Source organism: Pseudomonas sp. F01002 (genome assembly GCF_004402115.1).
Classification (GTDB): domain Bacteria; phylum Pseudomonadota; class Gammaproteobacteria; order Pseudomonadales; family Pseudomonadaceae; genus Aquipseudomonas; species Aquipseudomonas frigoris.
In genome coordinates, this window is the sequence record NZ_SOPU01000081.1 from 1 (window position 1) to 22,187 (window position 22,187).

Annotated in this window: 18 protein-coding genes and 2 pseudogenes; 13 read left to right on the top strand and 7 right to left on the bottom strand. The window is 59.8% G+C overall.

Annotated features, from left to right (window positions below; translation table 11 throughout):
- Positions 1-171: 171 nt before the first annotated feature.
- A complete protein-coding gene (locus E3W21_RS30260) occupies positions 172-1,095 on the bottom strand; it encodes a TIGR03571 family LLM class oxidoreductase (protein WP_134423363.1) in 924 nt (307 codons plus the stop codon).
- A gap of 273 nt (positions 1,096-1,368) precedes the next feature.
- Between E3W21_RS30260 and mrdA the strand changes: the two genes are divergently transcribed.
- Positions 1,369-3,261, top strand: a complete 1,893-nt coding sequence (gene mrdA / locus E3W21_RS30265; protein ID WP_134423365.1) for a penicillin-binding protein 2 — start codon at positions 1,369-1,371, stop codon at positions 3,259-3,261.
- Positions 3,262-3,273: 12 nt separating this feature from the next.
- Here mrdA and E3W21_RS30270 read toward each other — a convergent pair.
- Positions 3,274-3,729 (bottom strand): annotated as a pseudogene (locus E3W21_RS30270) (LysR substrate-binding domain-containing protein); the annotation flags it as partial.
- On the opposite strand from E3W21_RS30270, the pseudogene E3W21_RS30275 reads away from it, so the two are divergent.
- From E3W21_RS30275 to E3W21_RS30300, 6 genes and pseudogenes are all read left to right on the top strand, one after another.
- Positions 3,722-4,714 (top strand): annotated as a pseudogene (locus E3W21_RS30275) (allantoate amidohydrolase); the annotation flags it as partial. The pseudogenes E3W21_RS30270 and E3W21_RS30275 overlap by 8 nt on opposite strands.
- A gap of 118 nt (positions 4,715-4,832) precedes the next feature.
- Positions 4,833-5,858, top strand: a complete 1,026-nt coding sequence (locus E3W21_RS30280) for a histone deacetylase family protein (RefSeq protein ID WP_134423367.1) — start codon at positions 4,833-4,835, stop codon at positions 5,856-5,858.
- A 249-nt stretch (positions 5,859-6,107) separates the two neighbouring features.
- Entirely contained in the window at positions 6,108-8,012 is a 1,905-nt protein-coding gene (locus tag E3W21_RS30285; protein ID WP_134423369.1) for a sigma-54-dependent Fis family transcriptional regulator, read from the top strand.
- A complete protein-coding gene (locus E3W21_RS30290; RefSeq protein WP_134423371.1) occupies positions 8,012-9,730 on the top strand; it encodes an ABC transporter ATP-binding protein in 1,719 nt (572 codons plus the stop codon). The genes E3W21_RS30285 and E3W21_RS30290 overlap by 1 nt, the downstream gene beginning before the upstream one ends.
- Entirely contained in the window at positions 9,720-10,397 is a 678-nt protein-coding gene (locus E3W21_RS30295; RefSeq protein ID WP_134423373.1) for a S8 family serine peptidase, read from the top strand. Before E3W21_RS30290 ends, E3W21_RS30295 begins: the two co-directional genes overlap by 11 nt.
- A complete protein-coding gene (locus E3W21_RS30300) occupies positions 10,394-11,683 on the top strand; it encodes a tryptophan 7-halogenase (protein WP_134423375.1) in 1,290 nt (429 codons plus the stop codon). The genes E3W21_RS30295 and E3W21_RS30300 overlap by 4 nt, the downstream gene beginning before the upstream one ends.
- A gap of 142 nt (positions 11,684-11,825) precedes the next feature.
- Here the strand turns inward: E3W21_RS30300 and E3W21_RS30305 are convergent, their stop codons facing one another.
- Positions 11,826-13,316 carry an aldehyde dehydrogenase gene (locus E3W21_RS30305; RefSeq protein ID WP_134423377.1) on the bottom strand — a complete coding sequence of 497 codons (1,491 nt, stop codon included), beginning with the start codon at positions 13,314-13,316 and terminating at the stop codon, positions 11,826-11,828.
- A 287-nt stretch (positions 13,317-13,603) separates the two neighbouring features.
- Here E3W21_RS30305 and E3W21_RS30310 point away from each other — a divergent pair, with 287 nt between their 5' ends.
- Complete coding sequence (locus tag E3W21_RS30310) at positions 13,604-13,858, top strand: DUF1652 domain-containing protein (RefSeq protein ID WP_134423379.1); 255 nt, start codon at positions 13,604-13,606, stop codon at positions 13,856-13,858.
- Positions 13,859-13,908: 50 nt separating this feature from the next.
- Here E3W21_RS30310 and E3W21_RS30315 read toward each other — a convergent pair whose 3' ends face one another.
- Positions 13,909-14,265, bottom strand: coding sequence for a hypothetical protein (locus tag E3W21_RS30315; protein ID WP_134423612.1), 357 nt, complete (start codon positions 14,263-14,265; stop codon positions 13,909-13,911).
- 343 nt (positions 14,266-14,608) lie between these two features.
- Here E3W21_RS30315 and peaA point away from each other — a divergent pair, with 343 nt between their 5' ends.
- The 4 genes from peaA (at position 14,609) to peaD (ending at position 19,170) form a co-directional block, all read left to right on the top strand.
- The gene (gene peaA, locus E3W21_RS30320) at positions 14,609-16,189 is read left to right on the top strand and encodes a quinohemoprotein amine dehydrogenase subunit alpha (protein WP_134423381.1); all 1,581 of its coding nucleotides are present in this window, start codon (positions 14,609-14,611) and stop codon (positions 16,187-16,189) included.
- Positions 16,190-16,270: 81 nt separating this feature from the next.
- A complete protein-coding gene (gene peaB / locus E3W21_RS30325; protein ID WP_111452476.1) occupies positions 16,271-17,701 on the top strand; it encodes a quinohemoprotein amine dehydrogenase maturation protein in 1,431 nt (476 codons plus the stop codon).
- Between the two features lies 1 nt (position 17,702).
- Entirely contained in the window at positions 17,703-18,026 is a 324-nt protein-coding gene (qhpC, locus tag E3W21_RS30330; protein WP_008145336.1) for a quinohemoprotein amine dehydrogenase subunit gamma, read from the top strand.
- A 25-nt stretch (positions 18,027-18,051) separates the two neighbouring features.
- The gene (gene peaD / locus E3W21_RS30335; RefSeq protein ID WP_134423383.1) at positions 18,052-19,170 is read left to right on the top strand and encodes a quinohemoprotein amine dehydrogenase subunit beta; all 1,119 of its coding nucleotides are present in this window, start codon (positions 18,052-18,054) and stop codon (positions 19,168-19,170) included.
- A gap of 153 nt (positions 19,171-19,323) precedes the next feature.
- Here peaD and E3W21_RS30340 read toward each other — a convergent pair whose 3' ends face one another.
- The 3 genes from E3W21_RS30340 to E3W21_RS30350 are packed head-to-tail and all read right to left on the bottom strand — an operon-like array spanning position 19,324 to position 21,108.
- Positions 19,324-19,725, bottom strand: a complete 402-nt coding sequence (locus tag E3W21_RS30340) for a lysozyme inhibitor LprI family protein (protein ID WP_134423385.1) — start codon at positions 19,723-19,725, stop codon at positions 19,324-19,326.
- 59 nt (positions 19,726-19,784) lie between these two features.
- A complete protein-coding gene (locus E3W21_RS30345; protein ID WP_134423387.1) occupies positions 19,785-20,183 on the bottom strand; it encodes a GFA family protein in 399 nt (132 codons plus the stop codon).
- Positions 20,176-21,108 carry an ADP-ribosylglycohydrolase family protein gene (locus E3W21_RS30350; protein WP_134423389.1) on the bottom strand — a complete coding sequence of 311 codons (933 nt, stop codon included), beginning with the start codon at positions 21,106-21,108 and terminating at the stop codon, positions 20,176-20,178. Before E3W21_RS30350 ends, E3W21_RS30345 begins: the two co-directional genes overlap by 8 nt.
- A gap of 196 nt (positions 21,109-21,304) precedes the next feature.
- Here E3W21_RS30350 and E3W21_RS30355 point away from each other — a divergent pair, with 196 nt between their 5' ends.
- Positions 21,305-21,793 (top strand): SRPBCC family protein, encoded by a 489-nt coding sequence (locus E3W21_RS30355; RefSeq protein WP_134423391.1) that lies wholly within the window; start codon positions 21,305-21,307, stop codon positions 21,791-21,793.
- Positions 21,794-22,187 lie beyond the last annotated feature (394 nt).

Sequence of the window (22,187 nt, forward strand, 5' to 3'; positions counted from 1 at the left end):
TGCATCGCCGATGGTAGTGTGGGGTTTCCCCATGTGAGAGTAGGTCATCGTCAAGATTAAATTCCGAAACCCCTATCTGCGTATGCAGGTAGGGGTTTTGTTTTGTCCGCAGGAAAGTGGCATTACGAAAAAGGGATAGTCCATCGGCCATCCCAGGTTCCAGCAGCATCGTTAGTGAAACTTCGGCAGAACGTATTCAGCAATCTCTTCAATAACCTCGGCAACCGGTCGCTCGCTACGACGCAGATGCAAGCCAACGTGCTGCACACCTGCTTCACGCAAAGCCTGAAGCTCATCGATCAATTCCAGTCTCCCGCAGCTGCCGCCAAAACGAACGCGTCGCATCGGTGCATGAGGATTGGCCGCCAGATCCAAGTGAACGAAGCTGACGTAGGGTTTATTACCACCGACCTCCCGCCACAGTCCCACTCGGCGCCGATGCTCATCCGGAGTGCCAGGGTAGGCGAGCCAGCCGTCCATGTGTTGGCCGATCCACGCAGGGGATTGCTGACCAAGACCTGCAACCAGCAATGGCACTGGCTGATCTCGCTCCGGTAACAGGCGAGCACCTTCCGGCAAGCGGCCTTCACCTTGGCTGCGCAACAACTCAACCGTCTCGCGAAAGATCTCGCCCCGCTGATCGTAGTCCACACCAAACAATGGATACTCCATAGGTCGGTCGCCACTGGCCACACCCAGTAGCAGACGTCCATCACTCAGTTCATCAACACTGTTGGCTGCCTTGAGCGTTAGCCAAGGCTGACGCAACGGCAATACAACCGCCGCTGTACCGAGCATGATGTTGTCAGTGATCCCGGCCAGGTAGCCAAGGTACGAAAAGGTTTCGAACACCTGTGCCGCATCACCAAAATCGGGATCATAAACCGGCACATCGCGTACCCACAGAGCGCCGAAACCAGCCTTGTCTGCGAGGTGCGCCATAGCGGCGTGCTGCTTCAGGTCCGGAACTCCAAACGGCCGCTCCTCGGCAATCCGCAGCCGCTGCCCATCGCTGGACCAATCGTTATCCAGGGGCAGTTCCAGCCCAATGGAAAATCCATTGGAGCCCAGTAATCGTTGAAATCGTGGATGCATGAAAAGACTCCAAAAAAACATAACGGAATGACATGCACCCAGTATCTACAGGCCCTTCTTCAAGAAAAATGCATGAATGGGAATATCAATCTTGAGCAAAACGCACTAGTCATAAAGAAACCGAACGTCGTTTTAATCTTCAAGGACAACCGTTAGAGGAAATCGCACTAAAGTGACCGTCCGGTTTTTGGTATGGTGCAGCTCGTTTTTTAGCGGACTGATTTCAAGCCTACGGATCGGCGCCCCCTTTACAGTCAAAGAGCTGCTGCAGAAATGCCCCAACCGATACCGATCAAGGACCACGAAAAAGAGACGCGCCTGGTCAACAAAAGACTGATGGCTTGCGCCCTGTTCGTTGTCGCCATTACCTGCGCGCTGGTCGTGCGCATGTATGTCCTGCAGGTGGTCGAATTTGACTATCACTCGACGATCTCAGAAAACAATCGCGTCCACGTCCTGCCGATCACCCCCACCCGCGGATTGATCTATGACCGCAACGGTGTAGTTCTGGCGGGCAACCGTCCCAGCTTCAACCTGACCATCACCCGCGAACGCGCCTCTGATGTCAAAGAGGAACTGGATGAAGTAGTCACCCTCCTGCACTTGCCGACAGAAGATCGAGCGCTGTTCGACAAGGCAATGAAGCAGGCTCGACATCCATTCGTGCCGGTCACCTTGTTCTATGAGCTCAGCGAAGAACAAATCGCGGTGTTGGCGGTCAACGAGTTCCGCCTGCCGGGGATCGACGTAGAGCCACAATTCGTTCGCCACTACCCGATGGGCGCGCACTTTGCGCACTCCATTGGCTACGTCGGCCGCATCAACGAGAAAGAATCCAAAGCCCTGGACACGGTGGAATACCGTGGCACTCAATCGATCGGCAAGACCGGCATCGAAAAATTCTACGAGTCGCAGTTGCACGGCCAGGTTGGTTACGAAGAAGTCGAAACCAACGCTCAGGGCCGGGTCCTGCGAGTGCTCAAGCACACCGATCCGATCCCCGGCAAAAACATCGTATTGAGCCTCGACGTCAAACTTCAGGAAGCCGCCGAGGAAGCCTTGGGCGATCGTCGCGGTTCGGTGGTCGCTCTCGATCCGTCGACCGGCGAAGTACTCGCGATGGTCAGCAAGCCGAGCTTCGATCCGAACCTGTTCGTCACCGGGATCAGCTTCAAGGAATACGCAGCGCTGCACGACTCGATCGACCGGCCGCTGTTCAACCGCGTACTGCGCGGCCTCTATGCACCGGGTTCGACCATCAAGCCGGAAGTGGCCATTGCCGGCCTCGACGCCGGCGTCGTTACCCCGCAGACCCGCGTCTTCGACCCCGGTTATTACCAACTCCCGGACTTCGATCACAAGTACCGCAACTGGAACCACAGCGGCGATGGCTGGGTGGACATGGACGCGGCGATCATGCGCTCCAACGACACCTACTTCTACGACCTGGCCCACAAGCTGGGCATCGACCGACTGCATGACTACATGGCCATGTTCGGCCTCGGCGAGAAAGTCTCGCTGGACATGTTCGAAGAGTCTGCCGGCCTGATGCCATCGCAAACCTGGAAGCGTGCCACGCGCCGTCAGGCATGGTTCCCGGGCGAGACCGTGATCCTCGGCATCGGCCAGGGCTACATGCAGGTCACGCCCCTGCAGTTGGCCCAGGCCACTGCACTGATCGCCAACAAAGGTGTCTGGAATCGCCCGCACCTGGCCAGGACAGTGGACGGTGTTGCGCCAGTGGATGAGCATCCAATGCCAAACATCCTGTTGAAAGACCCGCGTGACTGGGAGCAGGTCAACCATGGCATGCAAATGGTCATGCACGACGCTCGCGGGATTGCCCGGGCGGCAGCGCAGGGCGCTCAGTACCGCATCGCCGGCAAGAGTGGTACCGCGCAAGTGGTGGCGATCAAGCAGGGCGAGCGTTACAACCGGGCGAAAACCCTGGAGCGTAACCGCGATAACGCCTTGTTCGTCGGTTTTGCCCCGGCCGAACATCCGAAGATTGTCATCTCGGTGATGATCGAAAACGGCGAGGCCGGCGGTCGCGTCGCAGGTCCCGTGGTGCGGCAGATCATGGATGCCTGGCTACTCGATCAGGACGGTCACTTGAAGCCGCAATACGCTACACCGAGCAAAGCACCGGGCGACCCTCACGTCTAATCGATCAAGGCTTCACAGCACAGGCTCACGAATACTGAGCATGTGCTGGAAGCTTTCGAGGAATACGGTTTCGGCCTGACTCATCTTCTGCTCACGATTCCACAACAGCTGGATATCGAAATCCACCACCCCATCTTCCGGCGGCAAACGCCAGAGCAAACCTTGCTCGACCCCTGCGCACCAAGTGCGTCGGCAGACACCCAATGCGGAACCCCGCGCAAATCAAGCGATAAATTTCTTCGAAACTCGTCGATGATGCGACGATCTTGCCGGTAAAGCCTTGCTGGTCACGGAGCAATGTCAAAGGATGCGAATCTTGCCGACCACGTCGTCGTTACGACTCTCCACCACCGTGCTCAGTCGTGAAATATCGCCGTAAATGTCCGCCGCAATGCGCAGGACTTCCTCCCCGGTTTCCGTCAGATCAAAGCGTCGCCCACTGCGGGCAATCAACACACACTCCAATTGTTACACCCAGCCTGAAGGCGGGCGTTTTCGATGGCGTCTATGGCGTACTCGCCGGCCTGGAAGTGGTCCGTTGCCTGAATGACCTCGGCATCCAGACCCGCAAGCCGCTGGAAGTGGCGGTCTGGACCAACGAAGAAGGCGCACGCTTCACCCCGGCGATGTTCGGCTCGGCGGTGTTCACCGGGATCATGCAACTGGACACGGCGCTGGCGGTGCGTGACATCGACGGCATCAGCGTTGCCGAGGCGTTGCAACGCACCGGTTACGCCGGCGAGGCCCCGTTTGGCGGCGCGGTGGATGCGTACTTTGAAGCGCACATTGAGCAAGGTCCGATCCTCGAAGACAACGCCAAAAGCATCGGCGTGGTCAGCGGCGGCCAGGCAATTCGCTGGCTAGATGTACGCGTCGAAGGCATGGCCGCCCACGCCGGTACAACGCCGATGCCGCTGCGCAAAGACGCCTTGTATGGCGTGGCGCGGATGATCCAGGCCATCGAAGGTTTGGCCACCGATTTGCCCCTGAAGGCCTGACCACTGTCGGCGAGTTGAGCATCAACAAATCCTCGCGCAACACCATTCCGGGGCTGGTGAATTTCACCGTCGACCTGCGTCATCACCGCGACGAAGCCATTGAGGCCATGGAGCAGCAGGTCCGTGCGCGACTCCAGTCGATTGCCGATAGCCGTGGCTTGAACCTGACGATTAGGCCTCACTGGATCAGCCCGGCAACACCGTTCGATGCCGATTGCGTGGCGGCCATGCAGCAGGCGGTGGACGCGCTGGGCTACGCTCAGCAATCGATTGTCAGCGGCGCCGGGCATGATGCGATTCATCTGGCGCGGTACTGCCCGACGGCGATGGTGTTCATTCCTTGCGTCGGCGGCTTGAGCCATAACGAAGCCGAAGACGTGTTGCCCGAAGACGTGCGTCAGGGCACCGATGTGTTGCTCAACGCCGTGCTGTCCCGCGCCGGTAAAGTCGAATAAAACGAAATCCATGTGGGAGCGGGCTTGCTCGCGAAGAGGGAGTGTCAGTCGACATCATTGTTGAATGACACACCGCATTCGCGAGCAAGCCCGCTCCCACACTGACAGGTGATAATCCATGCGCAGTTTTTTCCACCCCGAACAATTGCTTCACCATCCACGCAGCTACTACTCCCGTGGGCAGATGCGCACACCACAGGAGGTGCCCGAGCGCGCTCAGCGGTTGGTGCAGGCGTCTCGTTCATTGGGTTTTACGGTTGAGCAACCGGCCGATGCCGGGCTCGATCTGCTGCTGGCGGTGCACGGCGCGCCATACCTGACATTTTTGCAGGAAGCCCATCAGCGCTGGAAGGAAATTCCCGAGGATTGGGGCGACGAGGTGATGTCGAACATCTTCGTGCGCGAGCCCAATGCTCTGCGCGGGATTCTCGCCCAGGCCGCCCGTTATTTGGCCGATGGCAGTTGCCCGGTGGGTGAGCAGACCTGGCGTTCGGCCTATTGGTCGGCGCAAAGCGCCATTGCCGGCGCTCAGGCGTTGCTCGATGGCGAGCCGGCGGCTTACGCCTTGTGCCGTCCACCCGGTCACCACGCCCGGGCCGAGGCGGCGGGCGGTTTCTGTTATGTGAACAATGCGGCAGTGGCCGCGCAGGTATTGCGTGCCGGTTTTGCGCGAGTCGCAGTGCTCGACACCGACATGCACCACGGTCAGGGGATTCAGGAGATTTTCTACGACCGCGATGACGTGATCTACGTCTCGGTGCATGGCGATCCGACCAACTTCTATCCGAGGATTGCCGGGTTCGCTGATGAGCGGGGTGTCGGCAAGGGCGAGGGGTTCAACGTCAACTTGCCGATGACGCATGGCGCCAGTGAGGCTGACTTCCTGGGTCAATTGGACGTGGCATTGGCGGCGGTGAAAGACTTCGGCGCCGAGGTGCTGGTGTTGTCCCTGGGGTTCGATATTTTTGAGCTGGATCCGCAGAGCAAAGTGGCGGTGACTCGTGAGGGGTTTGCGCGGCTTGGGGAGCGGATTCGCAGCCTTGGGTTGCCGTGTTTGATTGTGCAGGAGGGTGGGTATCACCTGGAGAGTCTTGAGGATAATGCGCGGGCGTTTTTTGTGAACTCCGAGGTGTGGAGCCTCTGAGTTCGAGGGTGCCTGGGAGGCCGCTTTCGCGAGCAAGCCCGCTCCCACATTGGGCCGGTGCTGATCACAAATCTGTGGTTCAACTCGGTCAAGTGTGGGAGCGGGCTTGCTCGCGAAGAACGATAACGCGGTCCCCCGGATGAAACACAAGCGCTGTAAGGCACTTGCCATTGCCCTGACGTTAACGTAAAGATTGCGGCAGGGCGCTGAACTTGAAAAAGCGCAGGGCGGACCGATCCGGAGCGCTTGATGACGCTAATAAAAACAACTCCTCCCAAACTGCACCGCGAAGCCCGGCTGGCCCGGGAAAAACTCCATCTCGAGGGCGAAGTCCCGGATGGCGTGTTGCGGGCGGAAATCGATGCGTCGTGGCGGCGTAGCCTGAGCCATGGCGTGCATTTCAATGCCAAGCACGAGCTGGCGCTGGAATCGAGCGCGAGCCTCGACGTGCTGTTGGCGAGCAATCGGCTGCTGATCGACGCGGCATTGCCGGCCATCGATTACCTGGCCGAACGCCAGGGCAAGGATGGGCTGATCATCCTTGCCAATTCCGACGCCACCATCCTCGCTGCCGAAGGTCGCGCCGACCGCTTCAGGGGCAGCGGCCTGCAAGACATCACCCTCGGCGCCTGCTGGAGCGAAGCCGCTCGCGGCACCAACGCGCTGGGCACCGCACTGGTGGAAGCCCGGCCAACGATGATCGATTGCGGCGAACATTACCTCGATCGCCTGACCGATTTCTCCTGCACCTCGGTGCCGATCCATTGCCCCCAAGGCGACATCCTTGGCGTGCTCGACCTGACCCGCGAAGGCCCGCTGGGCCGCGTGCATGACAGCACCGCGTTGCTGGCGATGGCCGTCAGCCAGATCGAAAGCCGGGTGTTCAACGCCAGTTATCCAGACGAGATCGTCCTGGCCTTCCACAGCCGTCGGCAGTACCTCGAATCCCCTTGGCAAGGTCTGTTGGCGGTGAGCCTTGGCGGGCAGATTCTCGCGGTCAGCGCCCAGGCCTGTCAGTTGCTCCACGCCGAGCGCTCGGCGCTGGTCGGTCGACGCTGTGAAGAGTTTCTGGGCGTCGATGGCTTGCAACTTCTGTCGCGTCTGCATGAGGGCGGTGTTGGCAGTCTGCAAACGGCCAAAGGCGAGTTCTTCTACAAAACCCTGCGTGCGCCGCAGCGCTCAATCAATGTCAGCACGCCGCCGCGCAGCACAGCGAAAACCGCCAAAGCACAACCGGATCTCGAATCCCTGGCCGGCAGCAATGTCCGTTATGCCCGAGCCTTGCGCATGGCCCGTCAAGGCCTGGCCAATGAGCTGCCGGTGTTGCTGCTGGGTGAAACCGGCACCGGTAAGGAAGTCATCGCCCGCGCCCTGCACATGGCCGGAACCCGCTGCGACAAACCCTTTGTCGCGGTGAACTGCGCGGCGATCCCCGAAGGCCTGATCGAGTCGGAACTGTTCGGCTACCGCGAAGGCGCGTTCACCGGCTCCCGTCGCGGCGGCATGATCGGTCGTCTGCAACAGGCCCATGGCGGCACCTTGTTTCTCGATGAAATCGGCGACATGCCGCTGGCCTTGCAGGCCCGTCTGTTGCGGGTGTTGCAGGACCGTAAAGTGGCACCGTTAGGCGCTGGCGAAGAGCAAGACATCGACGTCGCATTGATCTGCGCCACGCACCGCGACCTCAAGCGACTGGTCGAAGAAAAGCACTTTCGTGAGGACCTGTTTTATCGGGTCAACGGCATCAGCGTGATGCTCCCGGCATTGCGCGAGCGTGAGGATTTCAGCGGTCTGGTCGCTCGTCTGCTGGCCAAGCTGGATGCGCCGACGATGGTCCTGCATGACGATTTGAACCGCTTGCTCGGCGGCTATCACTGGCCGGGCAACATCCGCCAACTGGAAATGGTTTTACGAACGGCGCTGGCCATGCGCGAGCCGGGGGACACCGTACTCACCCTCGACCACTTGCCCGACAGCATGCTCGACGAACTGACCGCCACCGAACGCCCTCAGGCCGGCAGCATTCGCGAAAACGAACTGGAGCTGATTCGCCAGTCCCTGGACACTCACCAGGGCAACGTCTCGGCCGCCGCCGACGCCTTGGGCATCAGCCGCGCGACCTTGTATCGCAAGCTCAAACAGTTGCGCTCGTGATGCAGCGCCTGATCGTTCGGCTGATCGACAGCCAGAACCCCGAAGCCCTGCAAGCGGCATTGCGCTGGCTCTACAGCTTCGTGCGACCCCATCGACTGGCGATTGCCGGGCTGCTCGGGTTATCGGTCTGCGCCTCGTTGCTGGTGCTGGTCCAGCCTTGGCTGACCAAGCTGCTGATCGACGATGGTTTGCTTGCACGCAACTTTCCGATGCTGGTGCTGATCGCCGGGCTGATGATCGTGGCCGGGTTGCTCGGAACGGGGTTGTCGGGGATCAATCGTTACCTGCACACGCGGCTGTCCGGGCGGATTCTGTTTGCCCTGCGCGACGACCTCTATCGACATCTGCAAACGCTCTCGCCGAGTTTCTACGGACAGCGCCGAATCGGTGACTTGATGTCGCGCCTCGATGGCGACGTCGCGGAGATCCAGCGCTTTGCCGTGGACTCCTTGTTCTCGGCGGTGTCGAGCGTGATCGGTCTGGTCTGTGCCGTGGCGATGCTGCTGACCCTGTCGTGGAAACTCTCGTTGCTGGCGCTGGTGCTGATTCCCCTCGATGTACTCTGGCTGCGCTGGATGCGGCGCAAGGTCGAGCGCGATGTGCGGCAATTGCGTGAGCGCTCGGCGGACATGTCCTCGTTCATGGTCGAGACCTTGCCGGTGATGAAATTCATCCAGTCTGCCGGCCAGCAACAGCGTGAATCGCGACGCCTGGAGACGTTGGGCCAAGGCTACATGAGCCAGTTGCTGCGCCTGCAAGTCACTGAGTTTTTCACCCAGGCGGTGCCGGGCACACTGACTTCTCTGTCCCGCGCCTGTGCGTTTTTGATTGGCGGTTATTGGGTGGTGCAGGGGACCTGGCAATTGGGCGCGCTGATCGCGTTTTCCACCTATCTAGGCATGGCCGTTGGACCGGTGCAGAGCCTGCTGGGGCTCTATGTCGCGGTCCAACGAATGACCGTCAGCCTCGGGCGCGTGATGGAATTGCGCGGCGAAGAACCAACCGTTCTCACACCGGTCACGCCGCAGCCGATCCCGACCTCCGGCGAACTGCGTTTCGACGATGTGCACTTCAGTCATCCCGGTCGCCCGACAACTTTGCGCGGGATCGAAGCGCGAATTCCTTACGGTTTGAAAGTCGCCCTGAGCGGCGGCTCCGGGGTCGGCAAATCGACCCTGATCGACTTGCTGCAACGGCACCACGATCCGCAGTCCGGCCGCGTATTGCTGGGAGAGGTCGATCTGCGCGAACTGGACCTGTTCCAGTTGCGTCGGCGGATTGCCGTGGTCAGTCAGGACATCGTGCTGTTTCGCGGCAGCCTCGCCGACAATCTGGCCTACGCGGTGCCGGACGCCAGTCGTGAAGCGATTACCGAAGTGGCGCGACTGGCGCAACTCGACAGCCTGATCGAGTCTTTGCCCGAAGGCCTCGACAGCCCGTTGGGCGAACGTGGTCAGCAGTTGTCCGGCGGGCAGAAACAACGCATCGCCATCGCCCGGGCGCTGTTGCAGGACCCGTTGATTCTGGTGCTGGACGAAGCGACCTCGGCGGTGGATGAAGCCACCGAGCGCGAAGTCATCGAAGCCATCGATCGACTGTTTGCCGGACGCACGCGGATCCTCATCAGCCACCGTCCTTCAACCTTGGCCGATGCCGATTTGCGCTTCGAATTGCTCGACGGCGTTCTCACTTCAAAAACGGTGCTGCATGAAGCCTGAGCTGCGGATTGGCGTGGTGGACAGCGGTCACTCGGCGGCGCAGCGGGTGCAAGTAGTCGCCGGGCGGCGCTTCTCGTTGCTGGAGGATGGCCTGGCCGAAGGCGACTTGCGCGACGATCCGCTGGGCCACGGCAGCGCGGTGGTCGAGGCCATCGGTCGGCGGGCGCCTTCGGCGGTATTTTGCGTGGCTCAGGTGTTCGATCAGCGTGGCGTCACCAGCGCGTTGCAGATCGCCACGGCAATTGATTGGCTGGTGGCGCAGGATGTTCGGCTGATCAATTTGAGCCTCGGTCTGCGTCAGGATCGCAGCCTGTTGCGTGAAGCCTGTGCCGCGGCGATAGCGCGAGGTGTTTTGCTCTGTGCGTCCAGCCCGGCGCAGGGCGAGGGCGTGTTTCCGGCGAATTATCCACAGGTGCTGCGAGTCACCGGCGATGCCCGTTGTGCCGAACAGGAATGGTCGTGGCTCAACAGCGCTCAAGCGGATTTCGCCGCGTGTGTGCATGGCACCTATCCGGGGCAGTCTGGCGCCAGTCTCGGCTGTGCGGCGTTGAGCGGGCACATCGCAGGTTTCCTGGTTGCTCATCCTGAGGCGAGCAACGAACAGATCATCGAATGGCTGCGGGAGAATGCCCGTTATCGCGGCCCTGAACGGCGCTTCGGACCATGATTTTGATTCTTGGCGCAGGGCCAGCGGGAGCGGCGGTTGCCTTGGGTTTGCGTCGGCTCGGTTATCCCGTGACGCTGGTCAGCGAATGGCGGCGGTTTGCGGCGCTGGAAGGCGTTTCCATTCGGGTGCTGGAGGCCTTGCATGGCGCGGGGCTTCATCAGGCGCTGGCGGATGCGGCGCTGCCGTCTCAACGGCAGGTGTCATGGAACGGTCAGCAGCATGCGCAGAACATCGAATTTTTACTGGATCGCCCGAGCTTTGATCGTGGTTTGCGCGAGGATCTGCGGCTGGCTGGCGTTGAGCTAATCGAAGGCCGAGTGCTGACGGTGCAGACATCGGCTTCGGGGCATCGGATTGAGGTCGAAGGGCGCGAGGCGCTGCTGGCGGATTTTCTGGTTGAGGCGCGGGGGCGTCAGGCTCCTGCGCTCGGCAAAGGTCTGCGCGGGCCGGAGACGGTCAGCCTGCTCAATCGCTGGCAAGGCACGCCGGGCAGCACCGCCAGTGCGGTGGAAAGCCTTGAGGACGGCTGGGCATGGATGGCCCGGCGAGCCGACGGTCAGTGTTACTGGCAATGGACCGTGGACGTGGCCAGTGCTGAATTGCCGGGCAAGGCGCAGTTGCTCGATTACTGTCGTCAACGGCGCCAAGGCTCGGCGTTGGCGCGTGCGTTTTTCGGTGTCGAGCCTGAGATCGATCTACAGCTGCATGCTCGCAGCAGCACGGCGATTCTATGCCCGCAGGTGTGTGGCGATAACTGGATTCGGGTAGGCGATGCGGCGATGGCGGTGGATCCGCTGTCGGGCAACGGGATTTTTCAGTCATTGTCCTCGGCGTTACAGGCGCCGACCGTGATCAACACGTTGTTGCGTAAACCCGAGCGAGCGGCGCTGGCTCAGCGCTTTCATCAGCAACGGGTGGGGCAGTTGTTTTTGCGTTTTGCGCGGATCGGGCGGGATTTTTATGCCGATGAGCAGCGTTGGTTGCAGCAGCCATTCTGGCAGGCGCGGCGGCAGTGGCCGGATGCTGAAGTGGTGCATGCCGAGGCGGATTTTTCCTCGCTGAGAATCGAGCGCGCGCCAGTGCTGCGCGATGGATTTGTGGATGAGGCTGAGGTGGTGATCACGGCGGATCAGCCGATGGGGATCTGGCATGTGCAAGGGGTTGAGTTGGCGCCGTTGGTGCGGCGGTTGGGCAGTGAGCCTGCGGATCAGGTTTTGGCGGGGTTGACGGTGGAGCAGGGAAGGGTGGTTCGCAGTTGGTTGTTGGCTCAGGGGTTCAAACCCTGAAATTCATGTTGTCCGGGCTGGCCCTATCGCGAGCAAGCTCGCTCCCACAGGGAATTGTTGGTGTGACATAGATAGTGTTCACACCACAGAACTACTGTGGGAGCGAGCTTGCTCGCGATGGCGCCCGTGTGGGCGCCGCAGATCAGAGCTTGATCAACACCGACTTCAACTCGGTGTAATGCTCAATCGCCGCATACCCCATCTCCCGCCCAACCCCCGACATCTTGTACCCACCAAACGGCAACGCCGGGTCCAGTGCGCTGTGGCAATTGACCCACACCGAACCCGACTTGATCCGCGGAATCATCCGGTGCACCGCCGCCAAATCGTTCGACCAGATACTCGCCCCAAGCCCATACGGACTGTCATTGGCCATGCGCAACGCATCGGCTTCATCATCGAACGGAATCGCCACCAGCACCGGCCCGAAGATCTCTTCCTGCACCAATGAGTGTTTCTGATCGACATCGACGATCACCGTCGGTTTGACGAAAAAGCCTGGCCCAAACTGCTCACCACCGCAGGCGATCGTCGCACCACTTTTCCGTCCCTTTTCGATGTACCCGTAAACCCGTTCCTGCTGGCGCGCCGAGATCAGCGGCCCCATCTCGACACTTGGGTCCAGGCCGTTACCGAGCTTCATGGCATTGGCGATGTCGGCGATGTCCGCCACCACATTGTCGAAATGCTTACGCTGCACATACAGCCTGGAACCTGCACAGCACACCTGGCCCTGATTAAAGAAAATCGCGCTGGCGGCACCGGCTGCGGCGGTCTTCAGATCGGCATCGGCCATGACGATGGTCGGCGATTTGCCGCCCAGTTCCAGGGTCACCCGGGTCATGGAGTCCATGGCGATCTTGCCGATCTGCTTGCCCACAGCGGTGGAGCCGGTGAAGGTCAGCTTGTCCACCAGCGGATTGTGGGTCAGGGCGGAACCTGCAGTGATGCCGGTGCCGGTGACCACGTTGAACACGCCTTCGGGGTAACCGGCCTCCAGCACCAACTCGGCAAGTTTCAGCGCGGTCAGCGGGGTTTCGTCGGCGGGTTTGAGCACCACGGTGCAACCGGTGGCCAGGGCCGGGCCGAGTTTCCAGCAGGCCAGCAGCAGCGGGAAGTTCCAGGCAACGATGGCGCCGACCACGCCCACCGCTTCGCGGCGGATGAAACTGTGGAATTGATCGTTGGGCATCAACGGTAGCGACACTTCAACGCTGGAACCTTCGATCTTGGTCGCCCAACCGGCCATGTAGCGCAGGAAGTCGATGGACAGTTGCACGTCCATCACCTGGGCCACGGCCGCGCTTTTGCCGTTGTTCAGGCATTCCAGTTGCGCCAGCAGTTCGGCGTCGCGTTCCATCAGGTCGGCGAGTTTCCACAGCAGGTTCTGCCGCTCCCGAGGTCGGGTGCGGGTCCAGGCCGAATCATCAAAGGCCTGACGCGCAGCGAGCACAGCGCGGTCGACATCCTCAGGTGTGGCCCGTGGCACGACGCACAGCACTTCGCCGGTGGCCGGGTTGTGCAGGGGCATGGTCTGGCCGTCGGCGGCCTCGATCCAGTCGCCGCCGATGAGCATGCGCGGGGCGCGCTGAATGAACGCCGAGGTGGCGGGAAGCAAATAAGGGAGGGGCATTTGTCGAGACCTCTTGTTGTTCGTGAAACGTGGCTTTCTTAACGGCTGGCAATGGCTGTGCCAAGTGCCCGAAAAGGCAGAGCCGCTCTTGGCTGGCGGGGTTTTGGGGCACTCAAGGGAATCGCGAGAACGCTGTGAGATTGTTGCAAATTGCGACAACTATGAGACGACGAGCAACCGGGTTGCGACCTTGAGGTACCCATTATTGAGGACTAGAATTTTCAGGATAGGTGGGTGAAATGACGGACCGTTCATCCGGCAATACATCTGGCGTGAGGGAGGTAACGATGTTTCTTTCAACCCTGGAAATTCAAAACATCATTGAACACAGTTTTCTGCCCTCCGTGTGCACCTGCACCATGGCGGCGGACCAGTCCCTGACGATTCGGGTCTGCGACTGCATGACCGGCAAAGTGGATATAGTGGCCACCCACGTTCCCCTGTGGACACTGGACAGTCCCCATGCGATCGCGTCGCTGGTGGCGGACATGCAGCACGAGATCGACGTACACAAAAGCGTTCACCCCACCTATGACATCTGAACCGGCGTCACGCCGCACCGTGGAAAAACGGTGCGGCCCGCGCCGATTATTCAGGCTGCAAATTTCCGGGAAATTTCTTCGAACGTGTTGCCATCCACGGCAGCTAACAGCTTTCTGTCGTCCTTGAGTGTCGCCAAAAAGGTCACTTCGGTTTCCTTGCCGGCCAGCATGAACCCGGCGATTGCGCCGATGGGCCCCAACAGCATGGCCCCGGCCACGCCAAAGCCGATGGCATCCTTGATGTTGTTGATCGAATCCTCGTTGGCCACTTCCACGCACTTGAACGATGAGAGCGGGAGGGTAATGCCAGGCCATGGGTGAAGCGACGTTCTGAGGGTGAAAACGCCGTCTTTGTACTCTCCATCACCCTGCAGAAAGTCCCCCGCCAGGACAGTGATGCTTGCCATTTTTTTATCCCCTGGTGGCAATCGGTGAACGACCATTTCGCGCTTGCAGGGAGGCGGCGTCAATCGTCGGCCGATGAACTGTTCCGGTCTGGCCATCTATGCTGTCTCAGACTGCAACAACTGTCGCGATATTAGACGCAGGCGATCTCGTTCAGCGATGGCGCAAAGCGGTCATCTACACGCAACGGCTTGATTTAAAAGGTAATCGTCAAGCTGGCACGCTCCGTGTATTGCTCATCGCAGACGTTTCTCTTGCCTCCGTCAGCGGTGCGCCGTCGACGGCAGAAACCATAAAAACGATAAGCCACAAAAATAAGAAAGCACCGTGCGAGGTTCGACGTTGATGAAGAGAAAACTCCGATCAGGCCTGAGTGCCAGTCTGCTGGCCGTGGCCGCTTGTGTGGCGCTGCATTCGCCTTACAGCCTGGCAGCCCGCGACGCTCAGACCATCCTCAAGGAAACCTGTCAGGGCTGTCATACCCCCGAAGCCGATAACGCCCTGAGCCGTATAAGCCACCAGCGCAAAACCCCTGAAGGCTGGCTGATGAGCATCGCCCGCATGCAAACCATGCACGGTTTGCAGATCAGCGATGACGACCGCCGAACCCTGGTCAAATACCTGGCCGACACCCAGGGCCTGGCCCCAAGCGAGACCGATGGCGTGCGTTATGCGCTGGAACGTCGACTCAATACCGTCGAGAAATTCGACGACCAGACCAGCCAGATGTGCGGCCGCTGCCACTCCGGTGCGCGGGTCGCCCTGCAACGGCGTCCGGCCGAGGAATGGGAGCGTCTGGTGAACTTCCACCTCGGCCAATGGCCGTCTCTGGAATACCAAGCCCTGGCCCGTGACCGTGACTGGTTCGACCTGGCCCGCAAAGACATGGTGCCGCTGCTGGCCAAGCGTTACCCGCTGGACAATCCGGCCTGGAAAAAATGGCTGAGCACCGCGCCGAAAGCTGATGTTCTGGTCGGTGACTGGAGCTTCAGCGGCCACTTGCCGGGCAAGGGTGAAGTGGCCGGTGTGATGAGCGTCATGGCCGATGGCAGCGACACGTTCAAGGTCAGCGTCAAAGGCCAATACGCCGACGACAGCCCGTTCAACGGCGACGGCAGCGCGATTCTGTACACCGGTTACGAATGGCGCGGCAACGTGACCATCGACGGCGTGACCATGCGCCAGGTGTTCGCCGCCCAAGGCAATGCGATGCAGGGCCGGATGTTCGAGGCCGAGCACGATGAGCGTGGTCTGGACTTCGTCGCCGCCAAGCAGGGCAGTAGTCGTTTGCTGGCGGTGCAGCCGGGTTATCTGAAGGCTGGCGCTGAAACTGAAGTCACGCTTGTCGGCAGCGGTCTCACCGGCAAACCGAACTTCGGCAAAGGCGTGGAAGTGGTCGAAGTGCTGGAGCAAACGCCAGAGCGCCTGCGCGTCAAGATCAAGGCCGCGGCCAATGCCCAGCCTGGTTTGCGCGCTGTCACGATCGGCACACTGAAAGGCCCGACCCTGTCGGTCTACAGCAAGATCGCCGAAGTCAAAGTCGTGCCCGAGTTCTCGGTGGCGCGGATTGGCGAGGGCGGTGGTTCGACGCCGAAAGTCCAGGGCCGTTTTGATGCCGAAGCCTGGGGCAAGGGCGCTGACGGCAAGCCGTATCGCATCGGCGTGTTCCCGGCGCAGTGGTCGGTCGAAGCCTTCGACGACCGCGCCAAGGAAGACGAGGACGTCAAGTTCGCCGGCACCATGCAGGCTGACAGCGGCGTGTTCACACCGGGCGATGCCGGGCCGAACCCGCAGCGCAAAATGTCCACCAACAATGCCGGCAACCTCAAGGTGATCGCCGCCGTCGACGACGCAGGGAAATCCCTGACCGGCGAAGGCCACATGATCGTCACCGTGCAACGCTGGAACAATCCACCCATTCCATGAGTTGGCTGATTCGTAGGGTTCCAGACACTTTTTCGGAATGACCGCAGGCCCCGTAGAACGGGGTTTGCACAGGAGGTTGCAATGGGCGCTATTTTGAATCTGGTTGAGCGGAACCTGCACGAAGTGCACGTCGATGCCGACCGCATGCTGTTTCACATTCCCAGCAGTTCGCTGTTCGCCAGCGATGAGCTGACGGGCACCATCATCGACACCTTGCGCGGACCTGGCTGTTCCTCGGAGGACCTGATCCAGCGCCTGGCCGCTCGTTTCAACGGCGAAGAAATCACCGAGACCCTCCGTGAGCTGATGGCCCTGGAACTGGTCAGCGACGGCTCGCCGCTGACCCCCGACATCGGCACCAAGCGGGTCGAGCGCACGGCGATCAACACCGTGGTGCTCAACGTCAACACCGGCTGCAATCTGAGCTGCACCTACTGCTACAAGGAAGACCTGGACAAGCCATCGGCCGGCAAGAAAATGGACGTCGAAACGGCGGTCGCCTCAGTGGAAATGCTGCTGCGCGAATCCCCGGACGAAGAGCGTTTCACCGTGGTGTTTTTCGGCGGTGAGCCGCTGAGCAATCGCAAGCTGATCGAGTACATGGTCGACTATTGCGAGAAACGTTTCCGCGAGGCGGGCAAGTTCGTCGAGTTCGTCATGACCACCAACGCGACGCTGCTTACCGAAGAGACCGTCGACTACCTCAACGCCCACCGCTTCGGCCTGTCAGTCAGTATCGACGGACCGAAAACCGTGCACGACCGCAACCGCATCACCGTGGGCGGGCAGGGCACGTACGACGTGGTGCGGCGCAAGGCTGAAATGCTGCTGTCACGCTACAACAGTCGTCCGGTCGGTGCTCGGGTGACCCTGACCACCGGCGTCACCGACGTCGAAACCATCTGGGATCACCTGTTCAACGAACTGGGTTTTGCCGAGGTTGGCTTTGCCCCGGTGACCTCCGGCGACATCAGCACCTTCAACCTGTCCAGCGACGAGCTGATCGAAGTCTTCGCCAACATGAAGAAACTCGGCCGGCGTTATCTGGAAGCGGCGCTGGAGCACCGCAACATCGGTTTCTCCAACCTGCACCAGCTGATCACCGACATCCACGAAGGCCACAAAAAAGCCCTGCCTTGCGGCGCGGGCCTGAAGATGCTGGCGGTGGATCACAAGGGTGAATTGAACCTGTGCCACCGCTTTACCGGCTCATCGTTGCCGACCTTCGGCAACGTCCACAGTGGGGTGAAACAGGTCGAGTTGAACGACTTCCTGTCCCAGCGCCTGGACCGCACCAACACCGGCTGCGAAGACTGCCAGATCCGCAATCTCTGCTCCGGCGGCTGCTACCACGAGAGCTATGCCCGTTACGGCGACCCGACCCACCCGACCTATCACTACTGCGAACTGATGCGTGACTGGGTCGACTTCGGCATCGAGGTCTACACCCGGATCATGGCCCACAACCCTGCGTTTATCAGCAGCTACATCACTCCGCGCAAGGCTCACTGATATGAAACATCTCAAGGCAATCAATAATAAAGCGCTGAAACTCGATGAGGCCGCGGCCGAAAACCGCATCGAAGAAGTGGTGGCGATGAGTTCCGTCGCCGGCTGCGCCTCGACCACCGACCCGGGTTGGGAAATCGATGCGTTTGGCGGTGTGTCGTCGCTGTGCCAGCCGATGGAAGCCGACCTTTACGGCTGCTCCGACCCTTGCTGGTGGCCGGCCCAGGTGCCCGACATGATGAGCACCTACCCGGACTGGAACAAGGATGCCCAGGCGTCCAATGAAAACTGGCGCAACCTCGGGACTGTCTTTCCAAAAGACAAGTAATCGGACAGAGAAGAAGGATTCCAGCATGCATCGCATCAAAGCCTGCGGCCTGACCGCGTTCGCCGTCCTGAGCGTGTGTTCGCTCACTGTTCTGGCCGATGAAAACACTGCTCTACAAGATGGTCACGAGTACATGTTGACCACCAATTACCCGAACAACCTGCACGTCATCGACGTGGTCACCGACACCTTGTTCAAGACCTGCAAAATGCCGGATGCCTTCGGTCCCGGCGCCGTGCAGTTGTCGCCGGACCGCAAGACCGCTTACGTGCTGAACAACCACTACGCGGATGTCTATGGCGTCGAACTCGACAGCTGTAAACAGGTGTTCCACGCCAGCATCACCCAGAAACCGGGGGAGAAAGCGAGGTCCATGTTCGCCTTCACCCTCAGCCACGACGGTAAGGAGTTGTTCACCATCGCCAACCCGACGTTGATGCTCAACGACCGTTATGAAGTGCAGCAGCCTCGGCTTGATGTTTACGCCACCGACGCCGGCATGGACGCCAAACCCGTGCGCAGTTTCCCGGCGCCACGGCAATTGACGATCATGCAGAGCGGTGACGACGGCACGCTGTATGTGGCGGGGGCGGACGTCTACAAGGTCGATGTGAAAACCGGCAAGTTCGACGTGCTGATCCCCAGCCGTCATTGGAAACGCCCGGGCTACAGCGCACCGGACGTGCTTTACGTGTGGAACCAGCAGACTTATCGCCATGACTTCTCGCTGCTCTACACCGCCGCGAAATTCAAGGACAAGAATCAGGACCCGTTGACCGCCGAGTACCTCTATGGGCTGTTCAGCATCGACCTGAAAACCGGCAAGACCGAAACCACCGACTTCGGCCCGCTGACGGAAATCTACTTCAGCGGCATGCGCTCACCGAAGGACCCGAACCTGATGTTTGGCGTGCTCAACCGTTTGGCGAAGTACGACATCAAGGAGAAGAAAATGCTCCAGGCGGCGACGCTGGATCATTCCTACTACTGCATTTCGTTCAACAAGGACGGCAGCAAGATTTATCTGGCGGGGACGTTTAACGATGTGGCGATCTTTGATCCCGAGAGCATGAAGCAGATTGGCAGCATCAAGTTGCCGGGTGGGGATATGGCGATCACGACCGCGCAGATATTTGTTCGATAACCTCGGTGCCTGAACTGGCGCCTTCGTCGGATCGCCGCCCGGAGCAAGCCCGCTCCCACAGTAGGTCGTCGGTGAACACACAATTTGTGTATGACCGAAAACCACTGTGGGAGCGAGCTTGCTCGCGATGAGGCCCTTACAAGCACTGAATCATCAAGCCCCAGGCACCGGACAAGTCAAATCCCCCTCCTGACACTTCAAATAATTCTTGAAAGTCTCCACCCGTGCCTTGGTCAACTCAGTAACACAGTTGCTGTAGATCAGCGGATACACACTCCCGCCTTCCACTCCGACGCTCGAGAACTTGCACTCGGCATCCCGAAACGCAATCCACGAACGCTGCGCCCCGATCAGCAGCTTTTTACTTTCGGGGTTGCTCTTCAAACGCTCGTTGATCTGCTGGTAAAGCGCATTCAACTCCTTGTCCGCCGTCTTGTGCTGTTGCGCCGCGCACTGATTCATCGTCGCCTGATCGGCGGCGTTGTCGCAGTCCACCGCATAAGCGGCAGTAGTGAACAGCAGAGGCGTCAGTGCCAGAAGAAAGCGTGGGTGCATGGGGATTCTCGCTTTGACGTGGAAAGTTGGGGGCAGTGTAGCGCTACGTATTGGCCTGGCTATGCCTGCCATTCAGGGTAATTTTCGATCGAGTCGTATTTGAGCCACGGCACATCATGTGACGTCCAGATATGCGCTTGCGGCGTCATTTTCGGGTCATCGTCCAATGTCGCCACACGAACAATGACGTGGGGTTGGACCAGGCGCTCAGCCATCAAGTGTGAACCGCAAACCGAACAGAAATACCGAAGCTTGCCCGGCGACGATTCGTAGCTATTCAGATGGCCCTGACCTTTGGTCCAGCGAAAATGTTCACGCATGACCCCGGCTGTCGAGGCGAATGCCGCAGCGTGTGCCTTGCGACAGGTTTGGCAGTGACAATGACTGATGGGCATGTCGAGGCTATCGACTTCGTATTCGATGGCTTTACACAAACAGCTGCCATGCAGGCTATTCATCGCGTGCTCCTGATTGCGTGAGGGTGGCTGCCCGCAGTAAAGCGTCAGCCGTGGCTTCGATGTCTTCACGCAAATGTAACTTCTCCAGCCAACTGTCGGGAATGCCCTGCACACCGTAATGAGCCCCGGCCAACTGGCCAACGATGGCGGCAGTGGTATCGGCATCGTCGCCCAGGTTGGCAGCTTTCAGGATGGCGGCTTCAAAGCTGTCAGTCCGATGAAAGCACCACAGGGCCGCTTCCAGTGAAGCCACGCAGTAACCGCTGCCTTGGATATCGGCTTCAGGTTTACCGAGATAATCGCCCCGCGCGATGGCAGCCACTTCAGGTTCCTGGAATGTTGTTTCTGACAATCTGAGCACCTGTGCTTTGGACGCGCCTTGCAAGGCATGGTGGATCAGCTCAGCGAACAACTGACAGCATTCGACCGCTTCCGGTGCGGCGTGGGTGGTTCGCGAGCTGTTGGCGGAAAACGCCAGTATTCGGTCGCGATCGGGAAAGTAATACAGCACCACCGGTACCAGGCGCATCAGCGAGCCGTTGCCTGCCGTGCGGGGATCGGTGGAGCCGGCGAACGGTTCGCCGGTTTCCTGATAACGCGTCAGGGCGTCGCGTACGGTCATGCCAATGTCGAAGCATTCACCCGTTGAGCTCAGATAACCCCATTGCCACCAATTCAAGTAACGACCCATCTGATCGGCCGCCTCGAAGCCGTTTTTGCTCAGCAAGCTTTCGGCCAGGCACAGCGCCATCGAGGTGTCATCGGTCCATTGCCCGGCTTCCAGATTGAAAGGGCCGCCACCCACCATGTCGGTCAGGGGCTTGAACGAGCCGCGTGGCTGGAACTCGACGCTGGTGCCAACGGCATCACCGCAGGCCAGGCCCAGCAGGGCTCCGCGATAACGTTGCTTAAGTGAAAGCTGCATGAATCATCCTTGTCTGAGTCAACTTCGCCCTAACGTTAGCAGTTTCGGTCTTCTGGTTTTTGTCTTCAAACCAGGCGTTACACTTGGACATGCAGCCGAATATTTCAGGTAGGGTTGATTGCGATACCCGATTGATACAACTTTAGGGTTGGTCTTGTGGTCTTACAGGCCTACTGTTCAGTACAGGAGGTGACTTATGAATCCAGCATCAGATCGCATCGAAAGGAAGATCCTGCTCAAAACGCCGCGCTCGCAGGTCTGGCGTGTGCTGGCCAATGCCGAAGCCTTCGGACAGTGGTTTGGCGTGGCGCTGGAGGGCAAGCGTTTTGTCGCCGGTGAATGGACCCAGGGGCAGATTACATACCCGGGTTATGAGCACTTGCTGTGGAACGTACTGGTGGAGCGGGTCGAGCCCGAGCGGGTATTTTCGTTTCGCTGGCACCCGTATGCCGTGGAACCTGAGCTCGATTACTCCCTGGAACCCACCACGCTGGTGAAGTTCGAGCTCGAAGACATGGTTGAAGGCACGTTACTCAAGGTCACCGAGTCCGGTTTCGATCACATCCCTCAGACGCGCCGGCTCAAGGCGTTCCGCATGGACAGCCGCGGTTGGGATGAACAGATGAACAACATCGAAGAGTTTCTCAAAGTCAGTGCCAAGGCGCGCGAGCGTCAGGAAGAGTGATGGCTGCCTGTCTAACCTTGGCTGAAACGGCCTCTATGCGTGATACCTGAGTGACCTAAGGGTTTTCGGAAGGGCTGGTATAGCGAATGTCTTACACGCGATGGTAGCTATGTCTTCTATTGCGGATTGGATCCGAAGCGTAATCTAGCCTCATCAACCGAAGCACAGGAAGTGCTCGGGATCATGGATGATCGACCATAAGCAAGGAATCGCTGCCGACAGGGAGTCGTAATGGTCTTGGGAAAACCCGCTTCGGCGGGTTTTTTTTCGCCTGCTGAAATTCGCTTCAGGACTCGAGTGGCCAAAGGCTTACACCCGTTGACGGGTATGTCGTCTTTTGATGCGTCACCGATGTGTTTAATCTGGCTCCATCAACTGAGTCGCAGGACGCACT